General features: G+C 71.5%; 26 protein-coding genes. 11 read left to right on the top strand and 15 right to left on the bottom strand.

Going from position 1 to position 26,070, the window contains the following annotated elements:
* Nucleotides 1-9 precede the first annotated feature (9 nt).
* Together Val02_RS30590 and Val02_RS30585 are read left to right on the top strand one after the other, a co-directional pair.
* On the top strand, nucleotides 10-918 hold the full coding sequence (locus Val02_RS30590) for an epimerase (RefSeq protein ID WP_203902713.1): 909 nt from the start codon (nucleotides 10-12) through the stop codon (nucleotides 916-918).
* A gap of 5 nt (nucleotides 919-923) precedes the next feature.
* Nucleotides 924-1,229: a hypothetical protein gene (locus Val02_RS30585; RefSeq protein ID WP_239153451.1), complete on the top strand. Its 306-nt coding sequence runs from the start codon at nucleotides 924-926 to the stop codon at nucleotides 1,227-1,229.
* A gap of 5 nt (nucleotides 1,230-1,234) precedes the next feature.
* On the opposite strand, the gene Val02_RS30580 is transcribed toward Val02_RS30585, so the two are convergent.
* Together Val02_RS30580 and Val02_RS30575 are read right to left on the bottom strand one after the other, a co-directional pair.
* Nucleotides 1,235-2,968 carry a M16 family metallopeptidase gene (locus tag Val02_RS30580; protein ID WP_203902712.1) on the bottom strand — a complete coding sequence of 578 codons (1,734 nt, stop codon included), beginning with the start codon at nucleotides 2,966-2,968 and terminating at the stop codon, nucleotides 1,235-1,237.
* Nucleotides 2,969-2,971: 3 nt separating this feature from the next.
* Nucleotides 2,972-3,910 carry a hypothetical protein gene (locus tag Val02_RS30575; protein ID WP_203902711.1) on the bottom strand — a complete coding sequence of 313 codons (939 nt, stop codon included), beginning with the start codon at nucleotides 3,908-3,910 and terminating at the stop codon, nucleotides 2,972-2,974.
* Nucleotides 3,911-4,013: 103 nt separating this feature from the next.
* Between Val02_RS30575 and Val02_RS30570 the strand changes: the two genes are divergently transcribed.
* A complete protein-coding gene (locus Val02_RS30570; protein ID WP_203902710.1) occupies nucleotides 4,014-5,345 on the top strand; it encodes an MFS transporter in 1,332 nt (443 codons plus the stop codon).
* Nucleotides 5,342-6,775, top strand: a complete 1,434-nt coding sequence (locus tag Val02_RS30565; RefSeq protein ID WP_203902709.1) for a pyridoxal phosphate-dependent decarboxylase family protein — start codon at nucleotides 5,342-5,344, stop codon at nucleotides 6,773-6,775. The genes Val02_RS30570 and Val02_RS30565 overlap by 4 nt, the downstream gene beginning before the upstream one ends.
* On the opposite strand, the gene Val02_RS30560 is transcribed toward Val02_RS30565, so the two are convergent.
* The 8 genes from Val02_RS30560 to Val02_RS30525 are packed head-to-tail and all read right to left on the bottom strand — an operon-like array spanning nucleotide 6,766 to nucleotide 14,010.
* Nucleotides 6,766-7,101: a hypothetical protein gene (locus Val02_RS30560; RefSeq protein ID WP_203902708.1), complete on the bottom strand. Its 336-nt coding sequence runs from the start codon at nucleotides 7,099-7,101 to the stop codon at nucleotides 6,766-6,768. The two genes, Val02_RS30565 and Val02_RS30560, sit on opposite strands and share 10 nt — an antisense overlap.
* Before the next feature lie 19 nt (nucleotides 7,102-7,120).
* Complete coding sequence (locus Val02_RS30555; protein WP_203902707.1) at nucleotides 7,121-8,542, bottom strand: NAD-dependent succinate-semialdehyde dehydrogenase; 1,422 nt, start codon at nucleotides 8,540-8,542, stop codon at nucleotides 7,121-7,123.
* Entirely contained in the window at nucleotides 8,539-9,735 is a 1,197-nt protein-coding gene (locus Val02_RS30550) for an iron-containing alcohol dehydrogenase (protein WP_203902706.1), read from the bottom strand. The genes Val02_RS30555 and Val02_RS30550 overlap by 4 nt, the downstream gene beginning before the upstream one ends.
* Nucleotides 9,728-10,489, bottom strand: a complete 762-nt coding sequence (locus tag Val02_RS30545) for an SDR family NAD(P)-dependent oxidoreductase (protein ID WP_203902705.1) — start codon at nucleotides 10,487-10,489, stop codon at nucleotides 9,728-9,730. The genes Val02_RS30550 and Val02_RS30545 overlap by 8 nt, the downstream gene beginning before the upstream one ends.
* A gap of 2 nt (nucleotides 10,490-10,491) precedes the next feature.
* Complete coding sequence (locus Val02_RS30540) at nucleotides 10,492-11,277, bottom strand: HpcH/HpaI aldolase family protein (protein ID WP_203902704.1); 786 nt, start codon at nucleotides 11,275-11,277, stop codon at nucleotides 10,492-10,494.
* Nucleotides 11,274-12,176 (bottom strand): cupin domain-containing protein, encoded by a 903-nt coding sequence (locus Val02_RS30535; RefSeq protein WP_203902703.1) that lies wholly within the window; start codon nucleotides 12,174-12,176, stop codon nucleotides 11,274-11,276. The genes Val02_RS30540 and Val02_RS30535 overlap by 4 nt, the downstream gene beginning before the upstream one ends.
* Nucleotides 12,173-13,114 carry a 3,5-dioxohexanoate:acetyl-CoA acetone transferase gene (gene kce / locus Val02_RS30530; protein ID WP_203902702.1) on the bottom strand — a complete coding sequence of 314 codons (942 nt, stop codon included), beginning with the start codon at nucleotides 13,112-13,114 and terminating at the stop codon, nucleotides 12,173-12,175. Before kce ends, Val02_RS30535 begins: the two co-directional genes overlap by 4 nt.
* A complete protein-coding gene (locus Val02_RS30525) occupies nucleotides 13,114-14,010 on the bottom strand; it encodes a DUF6282 family protein (protein ID WP_203902701.1) in 897 nt (298 codons plus the stop codon). Before Val02_RS30525 ends, kce begins: the two co-directional genes overlap by 1 nt.
* A gap of 203 nt (nucleotides 14,011-14,213) precedes the next feature.
* Here Val02_RS30525 and Val02_RS30520 point away from each other — a divergent pair, with 203 nt between their 5' ends.
* The 7 genes from Val02_RS30520 to asnB are packed head-to-tail and all read left to right on the top strand — an operon-like array spanning nucleotide 14,214 to nucleotide 21,844.
* A complete protein-coding gene (locus tag Val02_RS30520) occupies nucleotides 14,214-15,089 on the top strand; it encodes an ABC transporter permease (protein ID WP_203902700.1) in 876 nt (291 codons plus the stop codon).
* Complete coding sequence (locus tag Val02_RS30515; RefSeq protein WP_203902699.1) at nucleotides 15,086-15,946, top strand: ABC transporter permease; 861 nt, start codon at nucleotides 15,086-15,088, stop codon at nucleotides 15,944-15,946. The genes Val02_RS30520 and Val02_RS30515 overlap by 4 nt, the downstream gene beginning before the upstream one ends.
* Nucleotides 15,947-15,954: 8 nt before the next feature.
* Complete coding sequence (locus Val02_RS30510) at nucleotides 15,955-17,076, top strand: ABC transporter ATP-binding protein (protein WP_203902698.1); 1,122 nt, start codon at nucleotides 15,955-15,957, stop codon at nucleotides 17,074-17,076.
* A gap of 24 nt (nucleotides 17,077-17,100) precedes the next feature.
* The gene (locus Val02_RS30505) at nucleotides 17,101-18,171 is read left to right on the top strand and encodes an extracellular solute-binding protein (protein ID WP_203902697.1); all 1,071 of its coding nucleotides are present in this window, start codon (nucleotides 17,101-17,103) and stop codon (nucleotides 18,169-18,171) included.
* A 30-nt stretch (nucleotides 18,172-18,201) separates the two neighbouring features.
* The gene (locus Val02_RS30500; protein WP_203902696.1) at nucleotides 18,202-18,960 is read left to right on the top strand and encodes an IclR family transcriptional regulator; all 759 of its coding nucleotides are present in this window, start codon (nucleotides 18,202-18,204) and stop codon (nucleotides 18,958-18,960) included.
* Nucleotides 18,947-19,924, top strand: a complete 978-nt coding sequence (locus Val02_RS30495) for a cyclase family protein (protein WP_203902695.1) — start codon at nucleotides 18,947-18,949, stop codon at nucleotides 19,922-19,924. The genes Val02_RS30500 and Val02_RS30495 overlap by 14 nt, the downstream gene beginning before the upstream one ends.
* Before the next feature lie 57 nt (nucleotides 19,925-19,981).
* Entirely contained in the window at nucleotides 19,982-21,844 is a 1,863-nt protein-coding gene (gene asnB, locus Val02_RS30490) for an asparagine synthase (glutamine-hydrolyzing) (RefSeq protein WP_203902694.1), read from the top strand.
* A 13-nt stretch (nucleotides 21,845-21,857) separates the two neighbouring features.
* Here the strand turns inward: asnB and Val02_RS30485 are convergent, their stop codons facing one another.
* The 5 genes from Val02_RS30485 to Val02_RS30465 form a co-directional block, all read right to left on the bottom strand.
* Nucleotides 21,858-22,670 (bottom strand): ABC transporter permease, encoded by an 813-nt coding sequence (locus Val02_RS30485; protein ID WP_239153450.1) that lies wholly within the window; start codon nucleotides 22,668-22,670, stop codon nucleotides 21,858-21,860.
* Nucleotides 22,667-23,665 (bottom strand): ABC transporter substrate-binding protein, encoded by a 999-nt coding sequence (locus Val02_RS30480; RefSeq protein WP_203902693.1) that lies wholly within the window; start codon nucleotides 23,663-23,665, stop codon nucleotides 22,667-22,669. Before Val02_RS30480 ends, Val02_RS30485 begins: the two co-directional genes overlap by 4 nt.
* A gap of 195 nt (nucleotides 23,666-23,860) precedes the next feature.
* Nucleotides 23,861-24,559 (bottom strand): dienelactone hydrolase family protein, encoded by a 699-nt coding sequence (locus Val02_RS30475; RefSeq protein ID WP_203902692.1) that lies wholly within the window; start codon nucleotides 24,557-24,559, stop codon nucleotides 23,861-23,863.
* Between the two features lie 5 nt (nucleotides 24,560-24,564).
* Complete coding sequence (locus Val02_RS30470; protein WP_203902691.1) at nucleotides 24,565-25,446, bottom strand: dienelactone hydrolase family protein; 882 nt, start codon at nucleotides 25,444-25,446, stop codon at nucleotides 24,565-24,567.
* A 131-nt stretch (nucleotides 25,447-25,577) separates the two neighbouring features.
* The gene (locus tag Val02_RS30465) at nucleotides 25,578-26,051 is read right to left on the bottom strand and encodes a P-loop NTPase family protein (protein WP_203902690.1); all 474 of its coding nucleotides are present in this window, start codon (nucleotides 26,049-26,051) and stop codon (nucleotides 25,578-25,580) included.
* Nucleotides 26,052-26,070 lie beyond the last annotated feature (19 nt).

Raw genomic sequence — 26,070 nt, 5'->3', positions numbered from 1 at the left:
ATCTTTCGCATGAAGGTGGTCATCGCGGGCGGCTCAGGCGCCCTGGGCAGGCGCATCACGGCCGACCTGACGGCACGCGGCGACGAGGTCGTCGTGCTGACCAGGAAGCCGCGCGAGGGGCGGCCGTTCCGGCAGGTGGCGTGGGACGGGGCGACCGTCGGGCCGTGGGCGGCGGAGCTGGCCGGCGCCACCGTGATCAACCTCGCCGGCGAACTGGTCGACCGGCCGCCGACACCCGCCAACATCGCGCTGCTCACCCGTTCGCGGGTGCAGCCGACCGGCGCGTTGAAGGAAGCGGCCGCGCGCCACCGGCCCGCGCTGTGGCTGCAGGCCGGCACGCTCGCCATCTACGGCGACGGCGGGGAGGCCGTGCTGACCGAGGAGTCGCCGGTCGCGGACGGGCCGCCGCAGATGGCCGGCGTCGCGCGGGCCTGGGAGGAAGCGGCCGCCGGCGCGCCGGTCGACCGGCAGGTGCTGCTGCGCACCGGTGTCGTGTTCGACCGCGACACGCCCGCGCTGGACCGGCTCGCCGGGCTGACCCGCTGGTTCCTCGGCGGGCGGATCGCCTCCGGCCGGCAGTGGATCAGCTGGCTGCACATCGACGACTTCCTCGCGATCGTGCGGCGTTGCATCGACGACCCGGCGCTCTCCGGCGTCGTGCACGCCACGAGTCCGCGACCGGTGCGCAACGCCGAACTGATGGCCGGCCTGCGTCAGGTGCTGCGCCGGCCGCCGACGCCGCCGACGCCGGCGTTCCTGGTGCGGGTCGGGGCGGTGGCGCTGCGGACCGATCCCGCGCTCGCGCTGACCGGACGCCGGTGCGTGCCGGCACGCCTGACGGCGGCCGGATTCACGTTCGCCCATCCCGAGCTGGTCCCGGCCTTGCGCGATCTGTTGGGCAAGGACGATCTGGGCTGATCCGGGTGAACGGCGTTCAGCTCCTGCTCATCGTCGGCATCGGCACAGCCGTCACCTCCGTCGCCCGCCGCCGTCGCATCGAGCCCGGCTGGATCATCGTGGTGCTGGCGGCCGCGGCGTCGTTCGTCCCGGGCGTGCAGCGCCTCGAACTCGACAGCCACCTCATGCTGGCCGTGGTGATCCCGCCGCTGCTGTACTCGGCCACCCGTGGCGTGTCGGTGTCGCTGTTCATGACGAACCTGCGCAAACTCATCAAGGACATCGACCTGCGCCAGGCGGCCCGGCACGTCTCCGACCCCGCGGACTCCTGAGCCGCTCAGCCCTTACGGCCGCGCCTGTTCCACACCGCGTAGGTGAACACCGTGAAGACCACCGTCAACACGATGCCCGGCCCGAGCACCAGCCACGGATCGCCCATGTCCTCCCCCGGATCGGCCACCATCGACCCGAACCCCACGATGCCGCTGCAACAGCAGAAGAACGCCGTCAGCACCCCGCCGAGCACCATCAGCGCGATGTCACCCGCGCTCGCCTTGCGGCCGGTCGGCGGCGCGGCCGGGTGCTGCGGCGGCAACGGCGGCATGGGAGCCGCGGCGGCCGGCGACGGCGACGGGATCCGGTCGGGATGGCGGGCCGGCAGCGGCACCTGCACCGCCCGCGGAACGGCCGCGTCGAGGCGTTCGATCGTGCCGGGCGGCAGGGCCACCAGCGTCGGCTCGATCCGCACGTTGATCCCGTCGGCGCCGAAGAGCTGGCGGCCGCCGTCCGGCCACGTCACCATCGCCACGCACGCGTCGTAGCGCACCGTGGCCGAACCGTGCGGCGACACCGCGCTCACCCCGGCCGGGCCGACGATGAGGCTCGAGTCGGGTTCGTTCAGCACCGGGACGCGTGGGCCGTCGACGACGTGGTCGGAGAAGAGCGGCGCCGCGACGTAGCCGCCCCAGTCGGCGACGCAGCCCTGCGGGGCCATCAGGAGGGCGTTCGCGTGCGCCTCGGCGGCCACCTCGCGAACGTCGTCGAGGGTCACCGCCTCGATGTCCGCCCGGATCTCCTCGGTGCTGCGGTTCGGCGAGCCGGTCAGCAGGTTGAACGCCGCGTTCGGCAGCCGCCCGACGTCGCGTTCGCTGTGCCGCAGCGCCTCCAGTCCCTTGCCGCGCACGCTGTCCAGGTCGGCCTGCGCGATCCGGCCGAGGCGGAACTTGGCCAGCACGTCGATGAAGCCGCCGAGCACCGCGTCCTGCTTGTCCGGCAGCGCGTCGGCGGCGGCCGTGATCGTGGCGAAGCCGTCGCCGCGCGGGTCGTAGGAGGTGTTCGCCGCGTAGGAGTAGCCGCCCTCCTGGCGCAGCGCCCGGTACAGGTCGCGTTCGAGCATCGCGGAGTAGAGCATGGCCGCCGAGCGCCGCTTCACCACCGTGTCGAACCCGGTCATGCTGCCGTGGCCGGTGAAGTACGCCGGGGTGCGGGGCAGCACCTGCGTCGAGGGCGGCACCGGCCGGCGCGCACCGTCCGGCAGGGTCAGCGTCAGGCCGGGCGGGATCTCCTCGGCGCCGATCCACAGCACGGCGTTCTGCCGGGTGAAGAAGGCGCGCGCCCACTCGGTGAGCTCCTGCGCGGTGATCGCGGGAAGTCCCAGCTCGTCGTAGCTCGGCAGGCCGTAGCCGCGGGCGCCGTAGCGCCACAGCGACAGCTGCGTGAGCGGCGAGGTGCCGCGCCCGGCGGCCTCCGTGCGCAGGATCGACTTCTCGGTCTCCAGCCGGTCGAACGGCGGGTCCGCCAGCGACGCGCACACCGACGTCAGGAACGACACCACCTCCTCGGGCGACCCCGACATGTGGAAATGCGTCGTCACCAGGCCGGTGGCCCCGTTGTAGTGGTAGTCGCTCACGCCGTGCCGGTGCAGCACCAGGTGCTCCAGCAGGTGCGTGATCCCGTAGCGGGCCAGCGTCTCGTCGGCCTGCCCCACCCGGAACGTCAGCCCGGCGTGCAGCGGCCCGTCGATCGGCGCCAGGACGGTCCGGATCCCGTCGACCTCGGTCTCGCGCAGCATTCCTCAGCCCTTTGCCAGCGCGGTGGCGCGCCGCTTCGTGAAGTTGTCGACGGCCTCGCCGTTCAGGTAGTTCCACGGCGACTCGGTGAAGTTGCGGCCGATCGCCCGGAACTGCTTGGCCGCCTGGAAGTCCAGCCCCGCGAGGCTGAACAGGAACGCCAAATTGTGGTGCACCTTGTACCGGTCGAACCCGGGCCGCCACGCGGGGTCGAGCGTCATCGCCTCGGCGGTGCGCAGATCGTCGTGGATGCGGGCCAGGTAGGGGGCGACCTCGTTGTCGTCCAGGTCGAGCCAGCGTTCGACGTGGTAGTCCAGCAGGAGTGCCGGCACGGGTGAGCCGGGCGGGGCGGCGGCCACCCGTTCCCGCACGAACGCCTCGGCCGCCTCGAACGAGCCGCTCCACTTCGGCAGCAGCTTCTGGAGCAGTTGCTGCTGTGCGGGCAGCACGTGCGGCGCGTGCTGGGCGACCCGGTCGTAGCGGCGGCGCGCCTCGGACTGGCCAACCTGGAGCGCTCGGGCCGTCACGATGCGTTCGATCCATGCGGTGGTGTTGTCCGGCTGCACGGCCGTCGCGTCGATGAGCATCTGCTCGGCGCGGATGCAGTGCTCGCGGAACGCGGCGAACTGCTCGCGGCTGACGTGCTCGGCGCGGGCGGCGGTGCGGATGTTCCAGCCCATGACGACGAGCCGGATGCCGTAGAGGGTGCGCGCGAGGGTGGTGTCGCCGGTCTCGGCCATGGCCGCGGGGGCGAGGAGCCGTTCGACCCCGTCGACGCGGCCGACCAGCCACCCCGCGTGGAGCCGGTCGGAGGGGTCGGTCAGTCCCGCGAAGAACTCCTCGACGCCCGCCCAGTTGCCCATGGCGGCAGCCGTCTCGAGGGGTTGCAGCTCGGGATGGTGGTCGGCCACTCGGCGCACCAACCCCTGATGATCACTCGGCACGGCGGGCAGCATACGCGGTTTCGCGTTTCCCCACGGTCCGGTGGGGCATCGGCCGGGTGGCCGAGGGTGGGCGCGCCCGTGCGGCACTAGCATCCGGCTCACCATGACCGCACCTCCCCTCCCCGCGCGCATTCCGGTGGGGTACTCGCTCGGGTCCCTCGCCACCGGCGCGTTCGGCACCGTGCCGGGGCTCCTGCTGCTGCCGTACCTCACGGACACCCTCGGCGTGGCCGCCGCCGTCGCCGGGTTCCTCGTGCTCGCTCCCAAGGCGTGGGACGTGCTGCTCAACCCCGTGGCGGGCCGGATCTCCGACCGGGCCGGGGTGCGGCGGCCGTTCCTGCTCGGGGGTGGCCTCGCGCTGGCCGTGCTCTTCGCGGCGATCTTCGCCGGGCCGTTCCGGTCGGGGGTGCCGGCCGCGACCTGGGTGGCGCTGTCGTTCCTCGCCACCGCCACGGCGTTCGCGTTCTTCCAGGTCCCGTACGTCGCCATGGCCGCCGAGCTCACCGATGACTATCTGGAGCGAACGCGCCTGATGACCTGGCGGATCGCCGTACTCGCGATCGCCATCCTGATCTCCGGCGCGGTGGCGCCACTCGTGGTCGACGCGGCCGGTGGCGGCATGGCGGGGCACCGCTGGATGGGCCTGTTCGTGGCGGCGATCATCGTCGCGGGTGTGCTCGGGGTGTATCTCGGCACCGCCGGCGCGCCGGTGCGCATGGCCGGCGAGAGCGAACCGTCGCTGCGCGCCCAGCTGCGCGTCGCGTCGGCGAACACGGCGTTCCGGGGGCTGCTGCTGTGCTTCGTCGTGCAGGCGGCCGGGATCGGCACGATGCTGGCCGGCGTGCAGTACTTCGCGACGCACGTGCTGAACGAGGAGAAGATCGGCCCGACCGTGCTCTTCGCGTGCTTCGTCGCCCCGGCGCTGCTGGTGATGCCGCTGTGGCGCCGGGTCGGGCAGCGGGCCGGCAAGCCGCGCGGGATGGTGCTGGCGTCGGTGCTGTTCGCGGCGAGCGGGGCGGCGATGGTGACGGCCCCGGTCGTCCCGCCGGCACTGGTGTACGCGCTGGCCGCGCTGAACGGCGTCGGCTACGCCGGGCAGCAGGTGTTCGGGATGGCGATGCTGCCGGACTGCATCGCGTACGACGCCGCCCGCACGGGCCGCCGCCAGGCCGGTGTCTTCACCGGGCTGTGGACCGCCGGGGAGACCCTCGGGCTGGCGCTCGGCCCGGGGCTGTACGCGGTGGTGCTCGCGGCGTTCGGCTACGTGTCGAGCACCACCGGCACGCTCGCGCAGTCGGCGACCGCCCGCACGGGTGTGCTGCTCGGCTTCACCGTGCTGCCGGCGGTGCTGGTGGGCGGCGCGCTGTGGTTCCTGCGCGGCTACGACCTGACCCCTACCCGGCTGGCCGGGGCGACGAAGGAGGCGGCGGTATGAGTCTTCCCGCACACGGGCGGCCGGCCGAGGAGATCCTCGACGCCCTCCGGGCCCTGCGCGAAGAAGACCTCCCCACGCACGGTGGGAAGCTCTTCGCGTACGTCTACGACCCCGGCCTCGCCGACCTGGACGAGCTGACCCTGCGCGCGCACGGCCTGTCCGCCGCCACCAACGGGCTCGACCCGACGGCGTTCCCCTCACTGCTGCGCATGGAGAACGACATCGTGGCCGCCGCGGCCGGCCTGCTCGGCGGCGATCGCGCCACGGTCGGCAACGTCACCTCCGGCGGCACGGAGTCGGTGCTGCTCGCCGTGAAGGCCGCCCGGGACGCCCGGCCCGACGTGACGGCCCCGCGGATCGTGCTCCCGTCGTCGGCGCATCCGGCGTTCGCGAAGGCCGGCGCGTACCTGCGCGTGGCGCTCGACGTCGTGCCCGTCGACCCGCAGACGCTGCGCGTGTCCACTGTGGACATAGAGAACGCCATCGGCCCGGACACCGTGCTCGTGGTCGCCTCGGCGCCGGCCTATCCGCACGGCGTGCTCGATCCCGTGCCGGCGATCGCGGCGGCGGCCGCCCGCCACGGGGTGCGCTGCCACGTCGACGCCTGCTTCGGCGGCTGGCTCCTGCCGTTCTGGCGCGAACTCGGCGTGGCCGGCGAGGCGTTCGACCTGACCGTCCCGGGGGTCACCTCGATCTCGGTGGACCTGCACAAGTACGCCTACTGCCCCAAGGGCGTCTCCGTGCTGCTGCACCGCACGGCGCAACTGCGCGCGCCGCAGTACTTCGGCTACGCCGGCTGGCCCGGCTACGGTCTGGTGAACGCCACCGTCGCGTCGACCCGCCCGGGTGGGCCGATCGCGGCGGCGTGGGCGACCCTGCAACGCATCGGCCACGACGGCTACCGCACGCTCGCCGCGCGCACCCTGGAGGCGACGCGCGGGCTGCACGAGGCGGTGCGCGCCGTCCCGGACCTGCGGACCCTGCTCCCCGAACCGGAGTCGAGCGTGGTCGCCTTCACGGGAGGCTCCACAGTGGACGTCTTCGTGGTCGCCGACGCGCTGGCCGCGCAGGGCTGGCACATCCAGCCGCAGATGGCGTTCGACGGCATCCCGAGAACCGCCCACCTGACCGTGACGGCCGCCGTCGCACCGCACGTGGCGTCCTTCGCCGGGGCGCTGGACGCGGCCGTCGCGGCCGCCCGCGCGGCCGGGCCGGCGATCGCGGAACTCCCGCCGCTGGACCCGGCGGCGCTGACGCCGGACACGGTGGCGCGGATGGCCGCCGCGCTCGGGCTCGACCTCGCGGCCGGCCACCCCACGCAGGGCATGGCCGGCATCAACGCGGTGCTGGACGCGGCACCCGTCGCCGTGCGGGAGAAGCTGCTGACGGCGGTCCTGGACCTGCTCCAGCGGCCGTCACCTCAGTTGTGAGAGCCCTCACCGGGCTTGGTTTCGGCGCGGTACCGCGCCGCCAAACCGCGCAGGATGGCGAGCCCGTCCTCCGCGGGGAGCCAGGACGCGTCGGCTTGCTCCACGCACCGCTCCCAGTCGGGGAACTCGACCGGGTCGTCGCCGCCGATGGCCAGGCGGGCCTCGTGGTTGCGGGACCGGAAGTAGAACGGTTCACCGGTCGGGAGCCTGCCCTCGACCTGAACGGGCGCGGCCATGGTGTACAGCTCGGCCTGCCAACCCTCGGCGTTCAGCGTCGCGACGGCCTCGTTCCAGGCGGCCAGGTGTCTGTGGGCATAGGTCTCCATCGGCCCAGCATGCCGTGGGCTATGCGGTCAGTGCGATGTACTTCTCCTCCAGGAACTCGAGGATCCCCTCGGAGCCGCCCTCGCGGCCGAGCCCGCTCTGCTTCACTCCCCCGAACGGCGCGGCCGGATCGCTGACCACGCCCCGGTTCACGGCCACCATGCCGGCCTCCAGCCGCCGGGCAACCGCGATCGCCTCCCGTTCCGCGCCGAACACGTACGCCATGAGGCCGTAGATCGTGTCGTTCGCCATGCGGACCGCCTCGTCGACGTCGTCGAAGCGCACCACCGTGGTCACCGGGCCGAAGATCTCGGTGATCGTGACGGTGGAGCCGTGGCGCACGTTCGTCAGGAGGGTCGCGTCGTAGAAGGCACCCTCCACTGAGGACTGTCCACCCCGGACGAGGGTGGCCCCGTCCGCGAGCGCGCCGTCCACCAGGGATGCCACCTTGTCGCGTTCCGCCACGGAGACGAGTGCGCCGAGGTCGTTCGCGCGGTCGAGGCCGGGGCCGACCGAGACCTTGGCCAACGCCGCGTCCATCCGCGCCACGAACTCGTCGTGCACGGCGCTGTGCACGTAGAACCGGTTCGCGGCGGTGCACGCGGAGCCGCCGTTGCGCATCTTGGCGAGCAGGGCGCCGGCGACCGTCTCGTCCAGGTCGGCACCGGGCAGCACGATCACCGGCGCGTTGCCGCCCAGTTCCATCGACGGGCTGACCACCGTGTCGGCGCAGGCGTGCAGCAGGTCCCGCCCCACCTCGGTCGAACCGGTGAACGACAGCTTGCGCACCTCCGGCCGGTCCAGCATCGCCTTCACCAGCGGGCCGGTCGGCACCGGCGTGACCAGGTTGACGACGCCGCTCGGCACCCCGGCACGGCGCAGCACGTCCACCACGTACGCCGCCGTCAGCGGGGTCTCGCGGGCCGGCTTGAGAATCGTCGTGCAGCCGGCCGCCAGCGCCGGGGCCAGTTTGCGGGTGGCCATCGCGGCCGGGAAGTTCCACGGGGTGATGAGCAGGGATACGCCGATCGGCTGGCGGTCGACGATGATGCGCTTGTCGCCGGCCGGCGAGAGCCGGTAGTCCCCCGGGATCCGCACGGCCTCCTCGGCGAACCAGCGGAAGAACTCCTTGGCGTAGTTCGCCTCGGCGGCGGCGTCGGGCCAGGACTTGCCGTTCTCGCGGACCATCAGCGTGGTGAAGTGCTCGGCCTCCGCGGTCAGGATGTCGAACGCCCGGCGCAGGATCTCGCTGCGTTCACGCGGCGCGGTGGCGGCCCAGCCGGGCTGGGCGGCGCTCGCCGCGTCCACGGCGGCCATGCAGTCCGCCTCGGTCGCCACGGCGAAGTGCGCGATCGTCGACAGGTCGGACGGGTCGGTGACCGCGAAGCGCCGGCCGTCGGAGCCCGGCCGCCACTCCCCGGCTATGAACAGGTCGGTGTTCATCGAACCACCCCTTGATACGCGGATTCGAGGATGTGCAGCAACGCGTCCCGGGACGCCTCGATCGGGGCGATCCCGACCAGCCGCCGCACGCCGAGCGCGAGATCGGCGACGCGCGGCAGGTCCTCGCGCCGCACGCCGATGTCCGCCAGCGACGCGGGGACCCCGATCGCCCGGTTGATGTCGACGACCCGCGCGATGGTGTCGTCCACTGTGGACACCGCGGTGCCCTGGAGCGCGGCGCCGAGTTCGGCGATGCGCGCGGCCGTCTCCCCGTCGGCGCGGACGGCGTCCAGGACGTACGGCAGCAGCAGACCGGTGCCGAGGCCGTGCGGGGTGCCGGTGAGCGCGCCGATCGGGTACTGCAGGGCGTGGCACAGGTGCGTTCCCGTCGAGCCGAACGCGATCCCGGCCAGCAGCGCGCCCTTCGCCACCTCCGCGCGGGCCTGCCGGTCACCGGGCGAGGCGACGGCGACCGGCAGCCACGGGCCCAGGTGCCGGGCGGCCAGCAGCGACACCGGTCCGGTCAGCGCGTTGCGGCCGGTGAACACGGGCAGCGGCGCCGCCGGGTCGTGGTCGAACGCGCGGGCGGTGTAGGACTCGACGGCGTGCACGAGCGCGTCGATGCCGGAGTAGGCGGTGACCCGGGGCGGGCCGCCGAGGGTCAGCTCCGGGTCGACGAGTGCCGCCGCCGGTACCAGGAACGGGCTGGAGATGCCGACCTTCAGCTCCCGTTCGGGATCCGAGACGACGGCCACGGGCGTCACCTCCGAACCGGTGCCGGCCGTCGTCGGGAGGGCCACGACGGGCAGGACCGGCCCGGGGACGAGGTTCTCGCCGTAGTAGCGGCGCAGCGGACCGCCGTGCGCGGCGAGCAGCGCCACGAGCTTGGCGGCGTCCAGCGCGCTCCCGCCGCCGACGGCGACGATGACGTCGGTGCCGTGTTCGCGGGCGATCGCGCCGGCCGCGTCGAGCGTGTCGACGGGCAGCTCCGGTGTGATGTCGGAGTGCACCCGCACGTCGAGGCCCCGGAGCCCGTCGAGCAGTTCGTCGTGGAAGGGCGTGCTCAACAGGAAGGGGTCCACGATCGCCAGGACCCGCTTGCCGTGCGGCGCCACGATCTCCGGCAGCAGGAGGCGGCTTCCGTAGCCGAAGTGCACCCGTGGCGGGAGCCGGAGCGTGCCCGACTCAGGCAAGGAAACCACCGTCCACCGGCAGGATCACGCCGCTGAGGTGGCTCGCCCGGTCGCTCAGCAGGAACGACACGACGTTGCCCACCTCGGCCCCGGTGCCCGCCTTGCGCAGCGGCGTCGCGGCGATGCGGGTCTCGACGCCGCCGGGAATGTTGATGCGGGTCTGCTCCAGCATCGGGGACTCGGTCGGGCCGGGGGCGATGACGTTCACGCGGATGCCGGCGGGCCCGAGATCGTGCGCGGCCGTGCGGGTCAGCCCGATGACGGCGTGCTTGGTCGCCTGGTACGCGCCCATCCCGGAACTGCCGCGCAGCCCGCCGATGCTGCTGACGTTGACGATCGCGCCGGAGCCCTGGGCCCGCATCACCCGGGCCTGTTCGCGGATGCACAGCCAGGTGCCCTTGACGTTGACGGCCACGATGCGGTCGAAGTCCTCCTCGGACACCGCGTCGAGGTGCCCCGCCTGGGTCATGGCGGCGTTGTTGAACGCGCCGTCGAGCCGCCCGAAACGCTCCACTGTGGACTGCACGAAGCGCGCGACGTCGGCGGCGTTCGACACGTCTCCGGTGGTGTAGGCGACCTCGTGGCCCTCCTTCTCCAGGGCGGCGGCCACCTCGGCGAGGGGTCCCTCGCGGCGCGCCACGAGCATCAGCGACGCGCCGTCCCCGGCGAGCACCCGCGCGGCGTCGGCGCCGATCCCCACGCTCGCCCCGACGAGGAGCACGACCTTGCCGGCCAGCGGCGGTGTTGCGGACATGATCAGTTGCCTTTCGCTGTAACGGTTCTGGCCGCTTCGACGGCGGCGCGGGCCGCCGCTCCGAACAGGCTCGCGTCGTTGCTGAGCATGGTGAAGGTGAAGCCGGCGTCGACGGACGCCCGCACGGCGGCGCTGCCGGGTCCGCCCGCGTTGCCGATGGGCGTTCCCACGGAAAGAGACTGCGACACGGCGAGCGCGATCAGGGCGACGATCTCGGGGTCGGACTCCACCCCGCCCTCGCTGACCGCGAGGTCGGCGGCGCCGACGAGCAGTGCGTCCACGCCCTCGACCGATCCGATCGCACCGGCGTCGCGACAGGCCGCGGCGCTCTCCAACTGCGCGATGAGCACCACCTCCTCCTGGCCCCGGCGCAGGTATTCCGCGCGCGGCATGGCGCCCCACAGGCCCGCGCGGCTGGTCGAACCGACGCCGCGCGCGCCGAGCGGCGGGAAGCGCACGGCGGACACGGCCGCCTTCGCGTCGGCGACGGTGTCGACGTGCGGCACCATGATGCCCTCCGCGCCGGCGTCGAGGATCCGGCCGACGAGGCCACCGTCCACAGTGGGCACTCGCACGATCGGGGCGACGCCGGAGAGCCGCGCCGTGCCGATGAGGCGGTACGCCGTCTCCACGCCGATCGGCGAGTGTTCGAGGTCGATGACGACGAAGTCGAACCCGGCCAGGGCGACCAGTTCCACGATCTCGACAGCGGGAATCTTGATCCAGGTCCCCAGGGCGATCCCGCGATCCAGCGCGGCCCGAAAGAGCCCCCCGGACAGCGACGTCATCGGGCGGGGTAGTCTGCGGCGTTGACGACCCAGCCGGCGTCGGAGAAGTCCACCCGCGGCGGCCCGAAGATGTCGATCAGCTGCTGGTGCGCCCCGACGCCCTGGGTGGTGTGCACGGTCGGCGGCGGGATGACGCAGATCGACGGCGTGGCGATCTCGCGGTGCTCGTCCGGGCGCCAGCGGGTCGAGTCCGGGCCCCACGGATAGCGGATGTGGTGCACGAACCGGCCCTTGACGGCCAGCGAGATCTGCTCGAAGTCGTCGTGGTGGTGCGGCGACAGCTTCCGCTCGTCGCGCGGCTTCGGCTCCTCGGCGAGGAAGTTCACCATCAGGTTGGTGGTGCGGAAGATGCGCCCGAAGCGGCCCTCGACGACGGGAAAGTCCTTGAGGCGGTAGACGCGCAGCCGGAAGCCACCGACCGGGTCGGGCCACGGGACCAGCGGCGCGGCGCGCTGGTCCGGCTCCTCGTAGGCCTTCGCGTTGAGCGCCTTCGCGCGCAGGTCCGGCGCCTCGGCGGAGAAGAGCCGGATGAGGATGCCGTCGGTGTCGGCCCGGACCGCGCTGTCCCCCGGCGGCACGACGACGAAGGCCTCCTCCGCGACGGCGACCTCGTCGTCGGCCTTCACCGTCACGGAAGCGCTCTGCGAGTACATCAGGACGGCGTACTCGTCGGGCTGGTCCTCGCGCGCGAACACGTCGCCCGCCTTGGCCTCGGTGTAGGCGATGACCAGGTTGGCGGCGCGGGCGATCCAGGTGCGGCTGCCGTTCGGGGCGACCTCGGTGGGCTCGTGCGTCAGGAACTCGATCCACTGCGCGGGCCGGATCGGGGTCGTGGCGCTCACGGCGGGACGTGCGGTGGCGAGCTGCGAACGGATGTCGTCCGCCGCGTACGTGGTCATGCGGGGGTGCTCCCTTCGGGAATGCCCGCGCCGCGCAGCGCCAGGGCGGCACGCGCGTCGGCGGGGGTGGCGATCTCCTTGCCGAGGTCCTCGAGCACGGCGCGGATCTTGTGGACCTGCTGGGCGTTGCTCTCGGCGAGGCGCCCCTTGCCGATCCAGAGGCTGTCCTCCAGACCCACCCGCACATGCCCGCCGAGCCAGGCGCTGTGCGTCGCGAACGCCATCTGGTCCCGCCCGGCGGCGAAGGCCGAGAACGAGTAGTCGTCCCCGAACAGCTTGTCCGCGATGCGCACCATGTGTTCGAGGTTCTCGTGGTCGGCCCCGATGCCGCCGAGGATCCCGAACACTCCCTGGATCAGCAGCGGCGGCCGCGCGAGGCCCTTGTCGACGAAGTGCGCGAGCGAGTACAGGTGCCCGATGTCGTAGCACTCGTACTCGAAGCGGGTGCCGCGCGCGCCGAGCGTGCGCAGCGTGTGCTCGATGCGGTCGAACGTGTTGACGAACGGGTGGCTGTACGTGTTGCGCACGTACGGCTTCTCCCAGTCGTGCTTCCACTGCGTCACCCGGTCGGCGATGCCGGAGTAGACGAAGTTCATCGTGCCCATGTTCATCGAGGCCAGTTCGGGCTCGAACCGCATCGCGCCGGCGAGGCGCTGCTCCATCGTCATCTGCGACGAGCCGCCGGTGGTGATGTTGATGACGGCGTCGGTCGCCGCGGTGATGCGCGGAACGATCTCCTCGAAGACCTCCGGCTCCCAGGCCGGCCGGCCGTCCGGGTGCCGCGCGTGCAGGTGCACCACGGCCGAACCGGCTTCGATCGCGCCGAGCGCGGCCGCCACCACCTCGTCGGGGGTCACCGGCAGGTACGGGCTCTGCGAGGGCACGTTGACCGAGCCGGTGACCGCCGTGGTGATGATGATTCTCTCGGCGCGGCGCATCAGTTCGTTTCTTCCAGGCCGAGCAGGAACGCCGTGTTGCGGCAGATCATCTGGCGCACGTCGGCCTCCTTCACCCCGTGGTCGAGGAGCTGCCCGATGAGCAGGATGTAGGCGTCGACGGGCAGCGGATTGCCCACCTGGCCGAGGTCGGAGTCGATGACGGTGTGCTCGGGGCCGACCCGTTCGATCCACTCCACGAGGCGCGTGATCGGCCACTGCGGGCCCTTGACCTCGGGGTGGTACATGGACAGCTCGTGCTCGACGAACGCGCCGAGTCCCACCATCTCCTCGATGTCGGCGGGACCCGCGTTGACGATGAAGTCCGGGTGGTGGATGAGCAGGCGGCGCACGCCGTTGCCGCTCGCCGTGCGGAACAGCGCCTTCATCGACTCGGCGTCCAGATGCCCACCGGTCATCAGGATGTCGGCGTCGGCGACCAGCCGGGTGACGAGATCGGTCTCTTCGGAGATCTCGCCGGTGGCGTCGAAGACGGAGACCTCCTTCTCGTAGAGCTCACCGGTCGCGTGCGGGAACCCGTCGTCGTGGCTGTGCGCCGCGATGTGCTGGCCGGCCGAGACGGTCGGGAAGAAGATGCACTTTCCGCCCATGTTGATCGCGACCGCCGCGGCGGACGGGTTGATGCCGCCGACCTCGGAGTTGAGCGCGACGCCGCCGAACATCGGCGTGGGCGCGTCCTTCAACGGCGTTCGCATCGCGAGCAGGTCCATGACGGTGTTGTGATGGTGGGACTTGCAGAGGATGGCGCGCATGCCGATGCGGGCGCCGTCGTGCGAGGCCTCGACGTGGTCGAACCGGCGCGGGAACGGGCTGGGCCCGGAGTGGCAGTGGAGGTCGACCGTTCCCTCCAGGACCTTCAGCAGTGCGGGGGTCACCATCAGCGCGCTCCAGATGTTCGTATGGCGTAACGGAAGTTCAACATACGGACGCGTTCTCGCGGATGTCCATAGCCCCGAGCTGGATTGCGAAAAGTTTGTTCGGGATGCGATCGCAGTGGTTGCATGATGAACATCCGGCTGCTCTACTGGCAGCCCAGCCACACCCGGTCAGCCCGCCCCCAGCGGGCGGAGACGGACATCCCATGCCAGGAACCGTGCGGCGCCGCGCCCCGAGCCCACAATGGCTGCTCGTGGCGCCCGCGCTCGTACTGCTCACCGCCATCCTGCTCGTGCCGCTCGGCCGCAGCGTCAGCCGAAGCGTCGGAACCCCGTCCTTCACGTTCGCGCACTACGAGGCGCTGTTCACCGACGGCGTCACGCTCACCGTGCTCATCCGCACCGCGCTCACGGCGGCGGTCGTCACGGTCATCACGTTCGTGCTCGGATATCCGTATGCGTACCTGATGACCCGGGTCGGCCCGCGGGTGCGCGGAATCCTGATGGTCGTCGTGCTGATCCCGTTCTGGACCTCGGTGATGGCGCGCAACTTCGCGTGGATAATCATCCTGGAGCGCCACGGCCCGGTGAACGTCTTGTTCAAGCTCTTCGGCCTCGACCTCGTCCTGTACGAGTCGGTCGCCGGCGTGGCCGTCGCGATGAGCCAGGTGCTGCTGCCGTTCATGGTGCTGCCGCTGTTCAGCGCGCTGGGCGCCATCGACCGGCGGCTGCTGCTGGCGGCCCGCGGGCTCGGCTCGCACCCGGTGGCGGCGTTCTGGCGGGTGTACTGGCCGCTGTCGCGCGGGGGCGTCGTCTCCGGGCTGATCCTGGTGTTCACGCTCAGCCTCGGGTTCTACGTCACGCCGGCGCTCGTCGGCTCGCCGCAGCAGTCGCTCGTCGCGCAGCTGCTCGGCCAGCGCACCACCCAGCTGCTCGACTTCGAGGGCGCCAGCGCGCTCGGGTTCGTCGTGCTCGTCGTGAGCCTGATCCTGGTCGCCTGGGCGAATCGCATCGGCGGCACCATCTCCGCCATCGGCGTCGTGGCCACCAACGCACCGAGCGCCACGAAGGGCCGCTCATGACCGCGACCGTGACCCGCCCCGCCGACGCGACCCCGCCGGCGGCCGCACCCGCGACGCGGCGCCGCGACCGGGCGATCGACGCGATCCCGTGGTGGCTCAAGCTCATCGGCACCGTCGTCGCGCTGTACCTCATCCTGCCCACGCTGATCGTCATCCCGATGAGCTTCAGCTCGGCGTCGACGTTCCAGTTCCCGCCGAAGGACTTCTCGCTGCGCCTCTACGAGAACTTCTTCACCAACCCGGTCTGGCTCTCCGCGCTGCGCAACTCGGTGGTCGTGGCGTTCCTCGCGGCGCTGCTCGCCACCGTCGTCGGCACGGCCGCCGCGCTCGGGCTGCACAACCTCCGGGGCCGCCTGGCGCGGTTCGCCCGGACGATGTTGATGATCTCGATGGTCACGCCGGCCGTCGTCATCGCCGTCGCCGTGTACATCTCCTTCCTCGAGTGGCAACTCGTGGGAACGTTCGCCGGCTACGTGCTCGCGCACGCCGCCATCGGGGTGCCGTTCGTCCTGGTGTCGGTGACCGGCGCGCTGGGCGGCTTCGACCCGAAACTGCTGCGCGCCTCCGCCTCCCTCGGCGCGCCGCCGCTGCGGACGTTCTGGTTCGTCACCATGCCGCTAATCGGGCGGGGCATCGTCACGGGCGCCGTCTTCGCCTTCGTGACCTCGTTCGACGAGGTCGTCATCGCGCTGTTCCTGCGCTCGCCGGACGTTCAGACGCTGCCGGTGCAGATGTACAACAGCGTCACCGTCGAGATCGACCCCACGATCGCCGCCTCGTCGAGCGTCGTGGTCACCGCCGTCACCGCCGTCTGCCTCCTCGTGCAGTTCGTCGGCGGCCGCAGGAAGTCCCGTTAGGAGCCCGCATGTCCGCCACCACCACGGTTCCCGCGTCCGTTGCGACGACGACCGGCACGAGGATCCTTCTGTCGAACGTCGTCAAGGACTACGGCCTCGCCACCCCGGCCGTCGACGGCGTCTCCCTGGACATCGAGCCCGGCGAGTTCATGACGCTGCTCGGGCCCAGCGGATCGGGCAAGACGACCACGCTCAACCTCATCGCCGGGTTCGAGACGCTGACGGCCGGCGCGATCGCGTTCAACGGCACCGACGTCAGCACCCTTCCGCCGCACAAGCGCAACCTCGGCATGCTGTTCCAGAACTACGCGCTCTTCCCGCACATGACCGTCGCGCAGAACGTCGCCTACCCCCTGCGCGAACGCAGGCTGCCGAAGGCCGAGATCGCCCGCAAGGTCGCGGACGTGTTGAAGCTCGTGCAGCTGACCGGCCGGGACGACACCTATCCGGCCCAGCTCTCCGGTGGCCAGCAGCAGCGGGTCGCGCTGGCCCGCGCGATCGTGTTCGGCCCCAACGCCCTGCTGCTCGACGAGCCGCTCGGCGCCCTGGACCGCAACCTGCGCGCCACCCTCCAGGCGGAGATCCAGCGCATCCACCGCGAGGTCGGCACGACGTTCGTCTTCGTCACGCACGACCAGGAGGAGGCGATGACCCTCTCCGACCGCATCGCCCTGTTCAACAACGGCCGCATCGAACAGATCGGCACCCCGGAGGCCCTCTACCGGACCCCGGAGACGCTCTTCACGGCACGCTTCCTCGGCGACTCGAACGTCTTCCCGCTCACCGAACCGGCCGGCGGCAAGGCCGTGTGGGAGGACAGCACCTGGGCCGTCGACCCGCACACCATCTCCGCGCGGGCGGCCGAGGGCGGGCCGTCCGCACTCGTCGTGCGGCCCGAGGACGTGCGCATCGCCGCCGGCGCCGACGCCGTTCCCCCGAATGCGAACTGTGTGGCCGCGACCGTGCGCGGCCTCGACTACCTGGGCGCCTACCGCACCGCCGTGCTCTCGCTCGGCCGCGGCGGCGTCGTCGGACGCGCCCGCATCGACGCCGTCGAGACCGGGCCCCTCATCGACCGTCCCGTCGTCGCGTGGTGGCCCGTCGAGCGCCAGCGCGTCGTCGCGGTCTGACACCCCCCACCCCCAAGGAGAGTCATGCGTTCCACCAAACGCGCGCTGACCGCCGTCAGCGCCACCGCCATCGTCGCGTTACTGGCCGGCTGCGGCGGTGGCGGCGACGCGGCCTCGGACGACCCCAACGCCAAAGCCACCCTGACCTTCGTCGCCTACGGCGGCGCCGGCCAGCAGGCGATGATCGACGTCTACCAGAAGCCCTACACCGCCGCCCACCCGAACATCACGTTCACCAACACGTCGCCGCCCGACATCTCCCAGGTCAAGGCGCAGGTGCTGTCCAAGTCCGTGAAGTGGGACGTCATCTCCCTGGCGCCGGGTGTCGCCACCCAGCACTGCGGCGAGCTGTTCGAGGAGCTGGATCTGTCCAATGTGGACAAGTCGAACCTCGTCGAGGGAACGCTCGGCAAGTGCTACGTCGGCAACTGGATCAACGCCAGCCCGATCGCCTACCGCACCGACGCCTTCCCGGACCCGGCGAAGGCGCCGAAGACCGTGAAGGACTTCTTCGATCTGCAGAAGTTCCCCGGCAAGCGGGGCGTCCTCACCAACCTGCAGAACGGCATCCTCGAGTACCCGCTGCTCGCCGACGGCGTGGCGCCGGGCAGCATCTACCCGCTCGACGTCGACCGGGCGCTGAAGAAGCTCGACACGATCCGGGCGCAGACCACGTTCGCGCCCACCGTCGGCGCGCTCCAGCAGGCGGCGGCCGCCGGCCAGGTCGACATGTTCATCCTGCCCGACTCGCGACTCGTCCCGTTGATGAACGACGGCACCAAGCTGACCGTCGTGTGGGACGTGACGGTGACGGCGCTCAACGGCTTCGCCGTCCCGAAGGGCTCGCCGAACCGGGCCGCCGCCAAGAAGTTCGTGGAGTCGCTGGTGACCCCGACCGCGATGGCCGGCATCTCCGAGGCCCTCGGCGTGGCGCCGGTCAACAAGGCGTCCAAGCCCAACCTCTCGGAGAACGCGAAGAAGGTCGAGGTCTTCGGGCCGGTGAACACCGGCCAGACCGTCGCGCAGGACGTCGGGTGGTACGCCAAGAACTTCGACAGCGCCACCACGAAGCTCAACAACTGGCTCGTCGGCTGACGATCTCCCCGAGAAATTAGGATCCGACCCATGGCGAACATTGATGAAGGTTCGACCTCCGACATCCGGGCGGTCGCGCGCGTCGGCCAGATCTGTGCCCTCTTCGGCCCCCGCGTGCCCGAGCTGTCGGCCGCCGACGTGGCCGAACGCACGGGGCTGAACCGCACCACGGCCTACCGCTACTGCGCATCGATGCTCGCCGCCGGAATCCTGGGCCGCGGCACCCGCCGCGGGACGTTCGCGCTCGGGCCGCTCATGCTCGAGCTGGGCACCCTGGCCCTGGGCCGCGAACGGGTCGTCGAGATCGCCGGCCCGCACCTGAGGAAGCTGAGCGCCGCCGTACGGATGACGGCGGTGCTCAGCGTCCGCGGGGCGCAGACCCCCGTGGTGGCACTGGTCGAGGAGGACACCAGCCGCATGGTGGTGGTGACCGTGCACGCCGGCACGCGGCTGGAGGCGAACGCGGCGCAGACCTACGTGTTCCTGGCCCACTCGGATCCGTCCACATTGGACCGGGTGGCCGAGGGGATGACGGCCGCGGAGCGGGCGAAGCTGGAGTCCGAGGTGTACACGGCGAAGCAGCGCGGGTTCAGCTTCACGCGGCACAGCGGCGGTTCGTTCGCCGTCGCCGCACCGGTTTTCGACGAGGACGGAATGTGTGCCACGGTGGCCGTTCTCGGCGCCGGCGACCTGCCCGACCTGTCGCCCGCGCACGAACAGGTCATGGCGACCGCCGCCGCGCTCAGCGAGGAGCTGCGCACCCCGGGACCGGCCCGTGCCGACGTATGACGAGTTGGCCCACGCTGATCCGCCGCACTCGGCGTGGGAGTTCTTCGGCCGGCAGGACCAGCGCGGCACGATCAACTTCCTGACGCCGGCCCGGGTCCGCGACGCCGCGCGCCTGATCGTCGCGGGGCGGCAGTTCGGGCTCGACTACCCGATCAACGCGTTCGAGCCCTACCCGACGGGCACCCGGCCGGCGACGCAGCACCACGTGTGGGGCAACAACGACTACCACCGCGACGACCGGCTGGACTCGTTCCACCTGCAGTCGACGTCACAGCTCGACGCGCTGCGCCACATCGGGCACCCGTCGTACGGCTTCTACAACGGCCTCTCCACCGAGGACAACTCGCCCGGGTCGACCCGCCTGGGCATCCAGCACTGGGCCGAGACCGGGATAGCCGGCCGCGGCGTGCTGCTCGACGTGCCGCGCTTCTTCGCCGCGCACGGCCGGGAGTACGACTGCGAGACGACCGTCGTGCTGGACATGTCCACAGTGGACGCCGTCGCGCGATACCAGGGCGTCTCGTGGGTCGGCGGCGACCTGCTGCTGTTGCACACCGGCTGGGCCGCCAACTACACCGCCAAGTCGACCGCCGAACGGGCGGAGTTCAACCGCCGCAACCGTTCCCCCGGATTGGCGCAGCGCGAGGAGACGCTGCGTTGGCTGTGGGACCACGAGATCGCGCTCGTCGCCAGCGACACTCCCGCGGTGGAGGCCGATCCGGTCATCGACTCCGACTTCCGGCTCCCCGGACAGGCGCCCCCGCCCCGCGGTGTCGATCACGACGGCATGCTCCACCGGCCCCTCATCGCCCTGCTCGGCATGGCGATGGGCGAACTGTGGAAGCTCGACGAGCTGGCCGCCGACTGCGCGCGGGACGGGCGCTACGAGTTCTTCCTGACCGCCAAGCCGCTCAACGTGCCGGGTGGCGTCGGCTCCCCACCGAACGCCATCGCCTTCAAGTAGGGCGCGCACTACATTTGGACGGGCATGAATGTCCCGGCCGGTGCGCGAGGGGAAGCCATGTGCGGAATCGTCGGTTGGGCGGACTTCGACCGAAGCCTCGCCGCGGAGCACGCGATCATCCGCGCGATGACCGCGACGATGGCCCCGCGCGGCCCCGATGACGAGGGCGTCTGGCTCGACGAACGGGTCGCGCTCGGGCACCGGCGGCTGGCGGTCATCGACATCAGCGGCGGCATCCAGCCGATGACCGTTCGGCGCGACGGCTCCGTGGCCGCCGTGCTGACCTACAGCGGCGAGGTGTACAACTTCCGCGAGTTGCGCACCGAACTGCGCGGCTACGGCCACACGTTCCGGACCGACAGCGACACCGAGGTGGTCCTGCGCGCCTATCTGCAGTGGGGCGACGCGTTCGTCGAACGGCTGCGCGGCATCTTCGCGTTCGGCCTCTGGGACTGCGCGCGCGAACGGCTCCTCCTCGGCCGCGACCGGATCGGCGTCAAGCCGCTGTACTACCGGCTGACCGCGCACGGGGTGCTGTTCGCCTCCGAGCCGAAGGGCATCCTCGCCCATCCCGGCGTGACCGCCGAGGTCGACAGCGACGGGCTGCGCGAGCTGCTCACCCACTTCACGACGCCCGGCCGGACCCTCTACCGCGGCGTGTCCGACCTGCGGCCGGGGCACCTGCTGGTCGTGGACCGGGCCGGCGCGCGGCAGCGGCGCTACTGGTCGCTGCGCACCCGGGAGCACCCCGACGATCTCGACCGCACCGTCCGCACCGTGCGGGAACTGCTGGCGGACGCCGTCGTCGAGCAACTGGTCGCCGACGTGCCGCTGTGCACGTTGCTCTCGGGCGGTCTGGACTCCTCGGCGATCACCGCCTTCGCCGCCGGTTCCGGTGCGGCCGGCGCGGGCGTGCGCACCTACGCCGTCGACTTCCTCGGGCAGACCGAGAACTTCCGGCCCGACGCCGTGCGGGATCAGCCCGACACGCCGTTCGTGCACGACGTGGTGGCGCACCTCGGCGGCTCCCGCGTCGCACACCGGGACATCGTGCTGGACACCGCCATGATGATGGACCCGCTCCACCGCACCTCGGTCCTGCACGCCAATGACCTGCCCACGCCGATGGGCGACATGTTCCTGTCGCTGTACCTGCTCTTCCGGGCGGTGCGCGAGCACTCCACGGTGGCCCTCTCCGGTGAGGTCGCCGACGAGGTCTTCGGCGGGTACTGGTGGTTCCACGATCGGGATGCGGTGGCGGCCGACACGTTCCCGTGGCTCCATCCGCGCCACCCCGCGGCCGGCGGCGGCAACCCGATCGTCGCGTTGCTCGACCCCGACCTGGCCGCGCTGCTGGACCTGCCCGGGTATCAGGCCGACCGCTACCGCGAGGCGCTCGCCGAGGTCGAGCACCTGCCCGATCAGGATCCGGGGGAACGGCGGATGCGCGAACTCAGCTACCTCGCACAGATCTGGTGGGTGCCGTTCCTCCTGCACCGCAAGGACCGGATGAGCATGGCGCACGGCCTGGAGGTGCGGGTGCCGTTCGCCGACCACCGGCTGCTGGAGTACGTCTACAACGTTCCGTGGTCGATGAAGTCCTTCGACGGCCGGGAGAAGGGGCTGCTCCGCGCGGCCGTCGCGGACCTGTTGCCCGGTTCGGTGCTGCGGCGGCGGAAGAGCCCCTATCCGTCCACTCAGGACGTTCGCTACGAGCGCATGCTGCGGACCCGGGCGCGGGAGATCCTCACCGACCCGGCGGCGCCCAGTGCCGGGCTGCTCAACGCCAAGCCGCTGCTGGAACTCTTCGAATCGCCGCTGGAGAGCAGCGGTTTCGGCCCTCGGCGGCGCTCGGCCGAACTGGTGGTCGGCCTGGACGACTGGCTGCGTCGCTATCCGGTGCGGCTGCTGCTCGCCTGACCGGTGCGCCGCCTCACCACTTCTGGGCCGAGATGGCCCGCGCCCAGGGCAGCATCCGTCGTTCCAACCACACCACCAGATAGAACAGGGCGGAGCTGAGGAGGGCGAGCAACACCAGGCAGACAAAGGCGAGCGCCGTCTCGAACTGCGCGGACGCCTTGACGATGGCGCTGCCGAGGCCGGAGTTCGGGTTGTTGGTCTCGGCGACGACGGCACCGATGACCGCGAGCGGGACGGCGAGCTTGAGCCCCACGAAGATCTGCGGCAGGGCCCACGGCACCCGCACCTTGCGGTACGCCTGCCAGCGCGAGGCGGCCAGCGACGCGGTGAGTTCCCCGAACTCGGCCGGCGTCGAGGCGAGCCCGGACATGGTCGCCACCACGATCGGGAAGAAGCAGATCAGGACGACGAGCACGACCTTCGGCTCGATCTCGAACCCGAGCCAGACGACCAGCAGCGGGGCGAGCCCCACCTTGGGGACGGCGTTGAGCCCCACGAGCACCGGCATGATCGCCCGCTCGACGCTGCGGAACGTCGCCAGGAGCAGCGCGATCACGAACCCGCCCGACATGGCGATCCCGAAGCCGAGCAGCGTGACCTGAGCGGTTTCCAGCGAGCGGTCCAGCAGGTACTGTCCGCGCCCCGGCTCGCGGAGCGAATCGACGAGGTCGGGCGGCCCGGGCAGGAAGAGCGGGCTGATGTCGAACACGGCGGTGACCGACCACCACAGGCCGAGGGTCGCCGTGACGCCGATCAGCGGCAGCACGATCGACGCCGGGCGCCACCACGCACGGCCGCCCCGGCGGACCGCCGACCTGACGATCACGTATCGCTCTTCGGGAGGAACCTGGCGTCGGCGATGTCCGCCGGCGTCAGCCCGGCCGGGATGAGGCCGAGCTCCTGGAGAAGGGCGATGTTCTTCGACATCCGGGTCTCGTCGAAGGTGCCCACCGGAGCGCCACCGCCGGGCAGGCTGTTCGGCTTGAGGATCTCCAACTCCTGGGCCGCCTGGTCGGCGTCCACCGTGTTGTCGACGTCGTGCAGGACCTTCGCGATCTCCGCCGGATTGTTGACCCCGTACCTGACTCCCCGCATGATCGCCTGGTTGAAGCGCCGCACCAGGTCCGGGTTCTTCTCGATGATGTTCTTGTGGGTCATGATCGTGATGCCGTAGAGGTCGGAGAGGAAATCGCTGTACGGGAACATCTGGATCCGGCGACCGCCCGCCAGCTTCTCCAGGCCGGGCTTGGTGGGTAGCTGGGTCGCCAGCGCCTCCACCTGATTGGTCGCCAGCAGGCTCCCGTTGTTCTGGGTGGTCGCGTCGACCCACTTGATCGTCTTCGCGTCGATGCCGGCCAACCGGGCGAACGCCGGGAACAGCGCCCGCGGCGCGGCGCCGACGACCGCGCCCAACGTCCTACCCTGAAGGTCCTTCGGCGAGGTGAAACCCTTGTCCGCGAAGGCGGCCACGGCGTTGAGGGTGAGCTGGTGCACCACGCCGACGATCCGCAGGTCCCGATCCTCCGGCTTGGCGGCCTTGCCCGCCCGGATGATCGCCCCGGAGGCGTCGATCGAGGCGAACTGGGCCCGCCCGGCGAGCAGCTGGTTGTGGTTGTAGTCGCCGGCCTGGCCGTACTGGACGTCGACCTCGATCCCGACCTCGTCGAAGTACTTCTTGTGCACGGCGGCGTGGATGTACGCGTCCCGGCCGAGATTGCCGAACGAGGTGAGGTAGGTGACCCGGTCCGCCTTGCTGCCGGACGAGCCGTCCGAACAGGCCCCGAGCGTCCCGCCCACGGCGGCCAGAGTAGTCGCGGTCATGAACGTCCGACGCGAGATCGTTGCCATTGCGCCGCCCCTCCCCCGTGCGCCCCGAATCGCCGACGTTATCGACTCCATCGACGGATTCCGCTATCGATCGCCTTCTTTCTCGGGTGGCGACAGATGTCGGACGCACGGCGGCACGCCTCTCGCACAGGCGCAAGGGTGGAAGATTTACGCCCGGCGGCGTCGCGTTCAGGTAAGGCGGCTCACCACGAAGTCGACGGACGCCTCCCACTCCGGTGTGGGCACCTCGCCGTGCGCGCCGACGTTCAGGTGCAGGCGCCGGTCGTCGGTGCCCAACGCGCCGAACAGCTCCGTCACGCCGGCGAGCGGAAAGAACTCGTCGCTCTCCTGCGCCAGGAACAGCACAGGGCAGCGCACCGCCGGACACGCCGCGCGCACCGGCGCATCCATCGCCGAGAACTCGCCGCCCAATCCCCACAGGCCCAGCGCGGCCGCCACGATCCTCGGCTCCTCGGCGATGAGCGGCAGGCCGTAGAGCGTTCCCATGGAGACTCCCCGGTAGCCGATCGGGCCGAGCGACACGTCGTCCATGGCGTCGACGGCGGCGAGAACGGCGCGCCAGTCCGCCGTCATGCTCGGCACCGTCCCCGGATCGTCGAACGCGCGCACCGCATCCCGGCGCACCGCGTCGACGTCCCGCCCGCCGTCGGCTCGTCGTGCGCCGTGCACCGGCCCGTCAATGGCCAGCGCGGCGCAGCTGTGGTGCTCGACCACCCGGCGGACCACTTCCATCGGACCCGGCGACGTCTTGTGCTGGGAACCGCCGTGCCCGAGCAGCACCAGCGGCACCGGTCCGCTCGTCTCGGCCGGCAGCCACAGCGCGGCGGGCACCACCCGGTCGCCGGACCTCACGGCAAAGAGCCGCATCGGGCTCACGCGGCCCGGAGCCGGTCGAGGAACCGGTACGCCAGCTCCCGCTCCGGAGGGCGGAACTCGTGCCCGCCGGGCACCACGTGCACCCGCACGTGGCCGGCGCGCCGCTCGCGGAGCCGGGTCTCGATCTCCCGCGCACCCCGGCTCCACCGGTCGTCCTCGGCGGCGATGAGCAGGAACTCGCACTGCCCGGCAAGGGCCAGCACGTCCTCGACGTCATACCCGGCGGCAAACCCCGGGACCACGAACTCGGCCTGGAAGCCGGCGTCGCGCGCGAACGAGTGCCGGTACGGGATGCAGCCGCCGTTGGAGACGCTCACCCGGATGCGCTCGTCCCACGCCGGCGCCCAGATGGCGGCGCGGCCGCCGTAGGAGTGGCCGATGAAGCCGATCCGCCGCGGGTCGGCCTCCGGCAGGCTCGTGGCGTAGTCGACGGCCAGGGAGATCTCCTGCAAGCAGTCCGCCAGCAGCGTGCGCCCGCGCACCAGGCGCGAGGAGAGTTCGAACCAGCCGATGTTCTTCGCACCGGCCCAGTTGCGGTCCTCGAACCCGATCGCGTCCGGAGCGATCGTGAGAAAGCCGCGCCGCGCCAGCTCGGCCGCGTACGCCTGGTCGGGGTTGCCACGCAGGCCGCACACCTCGCTCTTGCCGAGGTCGAACTGCCCGGCGTGCTGATGGTGGCAGAACACCACCGGCGCCGGTGCGCTCAGCGCGTCCGGCACGCAGACGAACGCCGACGCCTTCCCCGAGGGAACGTCGTAGGAGACCCGGCGGCGCACGTAGCCGTCACAGGCGACCTCCTCGTGCACCTCGGCGGCGAGCGGACCGGGCACCGCGACGGCCCCGAGCACCTCACGGAGAACGTCGCGGGTCATTCGCACCCGCCCAGGTAACCACACGATCCTGTCTCATGCGGCGCGACGTAGTCCCGTGCGTGCGCGCCTACTCGTTGGTCCAGTTGACCGAGCCGGGATCCGGTCGCCGAGAACGCCACGCTGGCCGGAGGGGGTCCCTATGGGGGTGTTGTCGTGGCTTGGCCTAGGAGTTGTTCGACGGCGTGGGGGTTGTGGAGCACGTGGAGTTCGGCGTGATCAGCGTGGGTGGCGATGGCGGTCATGACGGTGGGCAGGCTGCGGCGTCGGTAGGTGACGAGCCATCGCCAGAACGCCAGGTTCTCGCGGGAGCGGCGTAGCGCGCGCCAGGCGCAGAGCCAGAGTGGGAAGTCCAGCACGATGACGGTGTCTGCGGCTTGCAGCCGTGCGGTGAGGACGTCGTACGGGCCGAGGTCGCCATCGATGATCCACCGCTTGCCGCTGATCAGCCCGTGTTGGATCTGGACCCACCGCTCGGTGGGCATGGGAGTGAGGTCGGGCGCCCAGAAGTGTTTGTCCAGTTCGATGACCGGCAGGGCCAGGGCTGCGCCGAGATGGGCGGCGAGTGTGGACTTGCCGGCACCCCCGGGGCCGAGGATCACGATCCTGTTCATGCTGCGCACGTTGCAGGTC

Origin of the sequence: Virgisporangium aliadipatigenens, from assembly GCF_016863615.1 — a bacterium.
Lineage (GTDB): Bacteria > Actinomycetota > Actinomycetes > Mycobacteriales > Micromonosporaceae > Virgisporangium > Virgisporangium aliadipatigenens.
This window is presented reverse-complemented; position numbering and strand designations above follow the sequence as displayed.

Excerpts from the sequence above, each read along its gene's own strand:
- Val02_RS30515 (WP_203902699.1), top strand. The coding sequence starts at position 15,086 with ATGACCGCGACCGTGACCCGCCCCGCCGACGCGACCCCGCCGGCGGCC.
- Val02_RS30580 (WP_203902712.1), bottom strand. The coding sequence starts at position 2,968 with ATGCTGCGCGAGACCGAGGTCGACGGGATCCGGACCGTCCTGGCGCCG.
- Val02_RS30505 (WP_203902697.1), top strand. The coding sequence starts at position 17,101 with ATGCGTTCCACCAAACGCGCGCTGACCGCCGTCAGCGCCACCGCCATC.
- Val02_RS30475 (WP_203902692.1), bottom strand. The coding sequence starts at position 24,559 with ATGCGGCTCTTTGCCGTGAGGTCCGGCGACCGGGTGGTGCCCGCCGCG.
- Val02_RS30480 (WP_203902693.1), bottom strand. The coding sequence starts at position 23,665 with ATGACCGCGACTACTCTGGCCGCCGTGGGCGGGACGCTCGGGGCCTGT.
- Val02_RS30520 (WP_203902700.1), top strand. The coding sequence starts at position 14,214 with ATGCCAGGAACCGTGCGGCGCCGCGCCCCGAGCCCACAATGGCTGCTC.
- Val02_RS30510 (WP_203902698.1), top strand. The coding sequence starts at position 15,955 with ATGTCCGCCACCACCACGGTTCCCGCGTCCGTTGCGACGACGACCGGC.
- asnB (WP_203902694.1), top strand. The coding sequence starts at position 19,982 with ATGTGCGGAATCGTCGGTTGGGCGGACTTCGACCGAAGCCTCGCCGCG.
- Val02_RS30525 (WP_203902701.1), bottom strand. The coding sequence starts at position 14,010 with ATGGTGACCCCCGCACTGCTGAAGGTCCTGGAGGGAACGGTCGACCTC.
- Val02_RS30465 (WP_203902690.1), bottom strand. The coding sequence starts at position 26,051 with ATGAACAGGATCGTGATCCTCGGCCCCGGGGGTGCCGGCAAGTCCACA.
- Val02_RS30500 (WP_203902696.1), top strand. The coding sequence starts at position 18,202 with ATGGCGAACATTGATGAAGGTTCGACCTCCGACATCCGGGCGGTCGCG.
- Val02_RS30565 (WP_203902709.1), top strand. The coding sequence starts at position 5,342 with ATGAGTCTTCCCGCACACGGGCGGCCGGCCGAGGAGATCCTCGACGCC.
- kce (WP_203902702.1), bottom strand. The coding sequence starts at position 13,114 with ATGCGCCGCGCCGAGAGAATCATCATCACCACGGCGGTCACCGGCTCG.
- Val02_RS30540 (WP_203902704.1), bottom strand. The coding sequence starts at position 11,277 with ATGACGTCGCTGTCCGGGGGGCTCTTTCGGGCCGCGCTGGATCGCGGG.
- Val02_RS30570 (WP_203902710.1), top strand. The coding sequence starts at position 4,014 with ATGACCGCACCTCCCCTCCCCGCGCGCATTCCGGTGGGGTACTCGCTC.
- Val02_RS30535 (WP_203902703.1), bottom strand. The coding sequence starts at position 12,176 with ATGACCACGTACGCGGCGGACGACATCCGTTCGCAGCTCGCCACCGCA.
- Val02_RS30560 (WP_203902708.1), bottom strand. The coding sequence starts at position 7,101 with ATGGAGACCTATGCCCACAGACACCTGGCCGCCTGGAACGAGGCCGTC.
- Val02_RS30555 (WP_203902707.1), bottom strand. The coding sequence starts at position 8,542 with ATGAACACCGACCTGTTCATAGCCGGGGAGTGGCGGCCGGGCTCCGAC.
- Val02_RS30545 (WP_203902705.1), bottom strand. The coding sequence starts at position 10,489 with ATGTCCGCAACACCGCCGCTGGCCGGCAAGGTCGTGCTCCTCGTCGGG.
- Val02_RS30590 (WP_203902713.1), top strand. The coding sequence starts at position 10 with ATGAAGGTGGTCATCGCGGGCGGCTCAGGCGCCCTGGGCAGGCGCATC.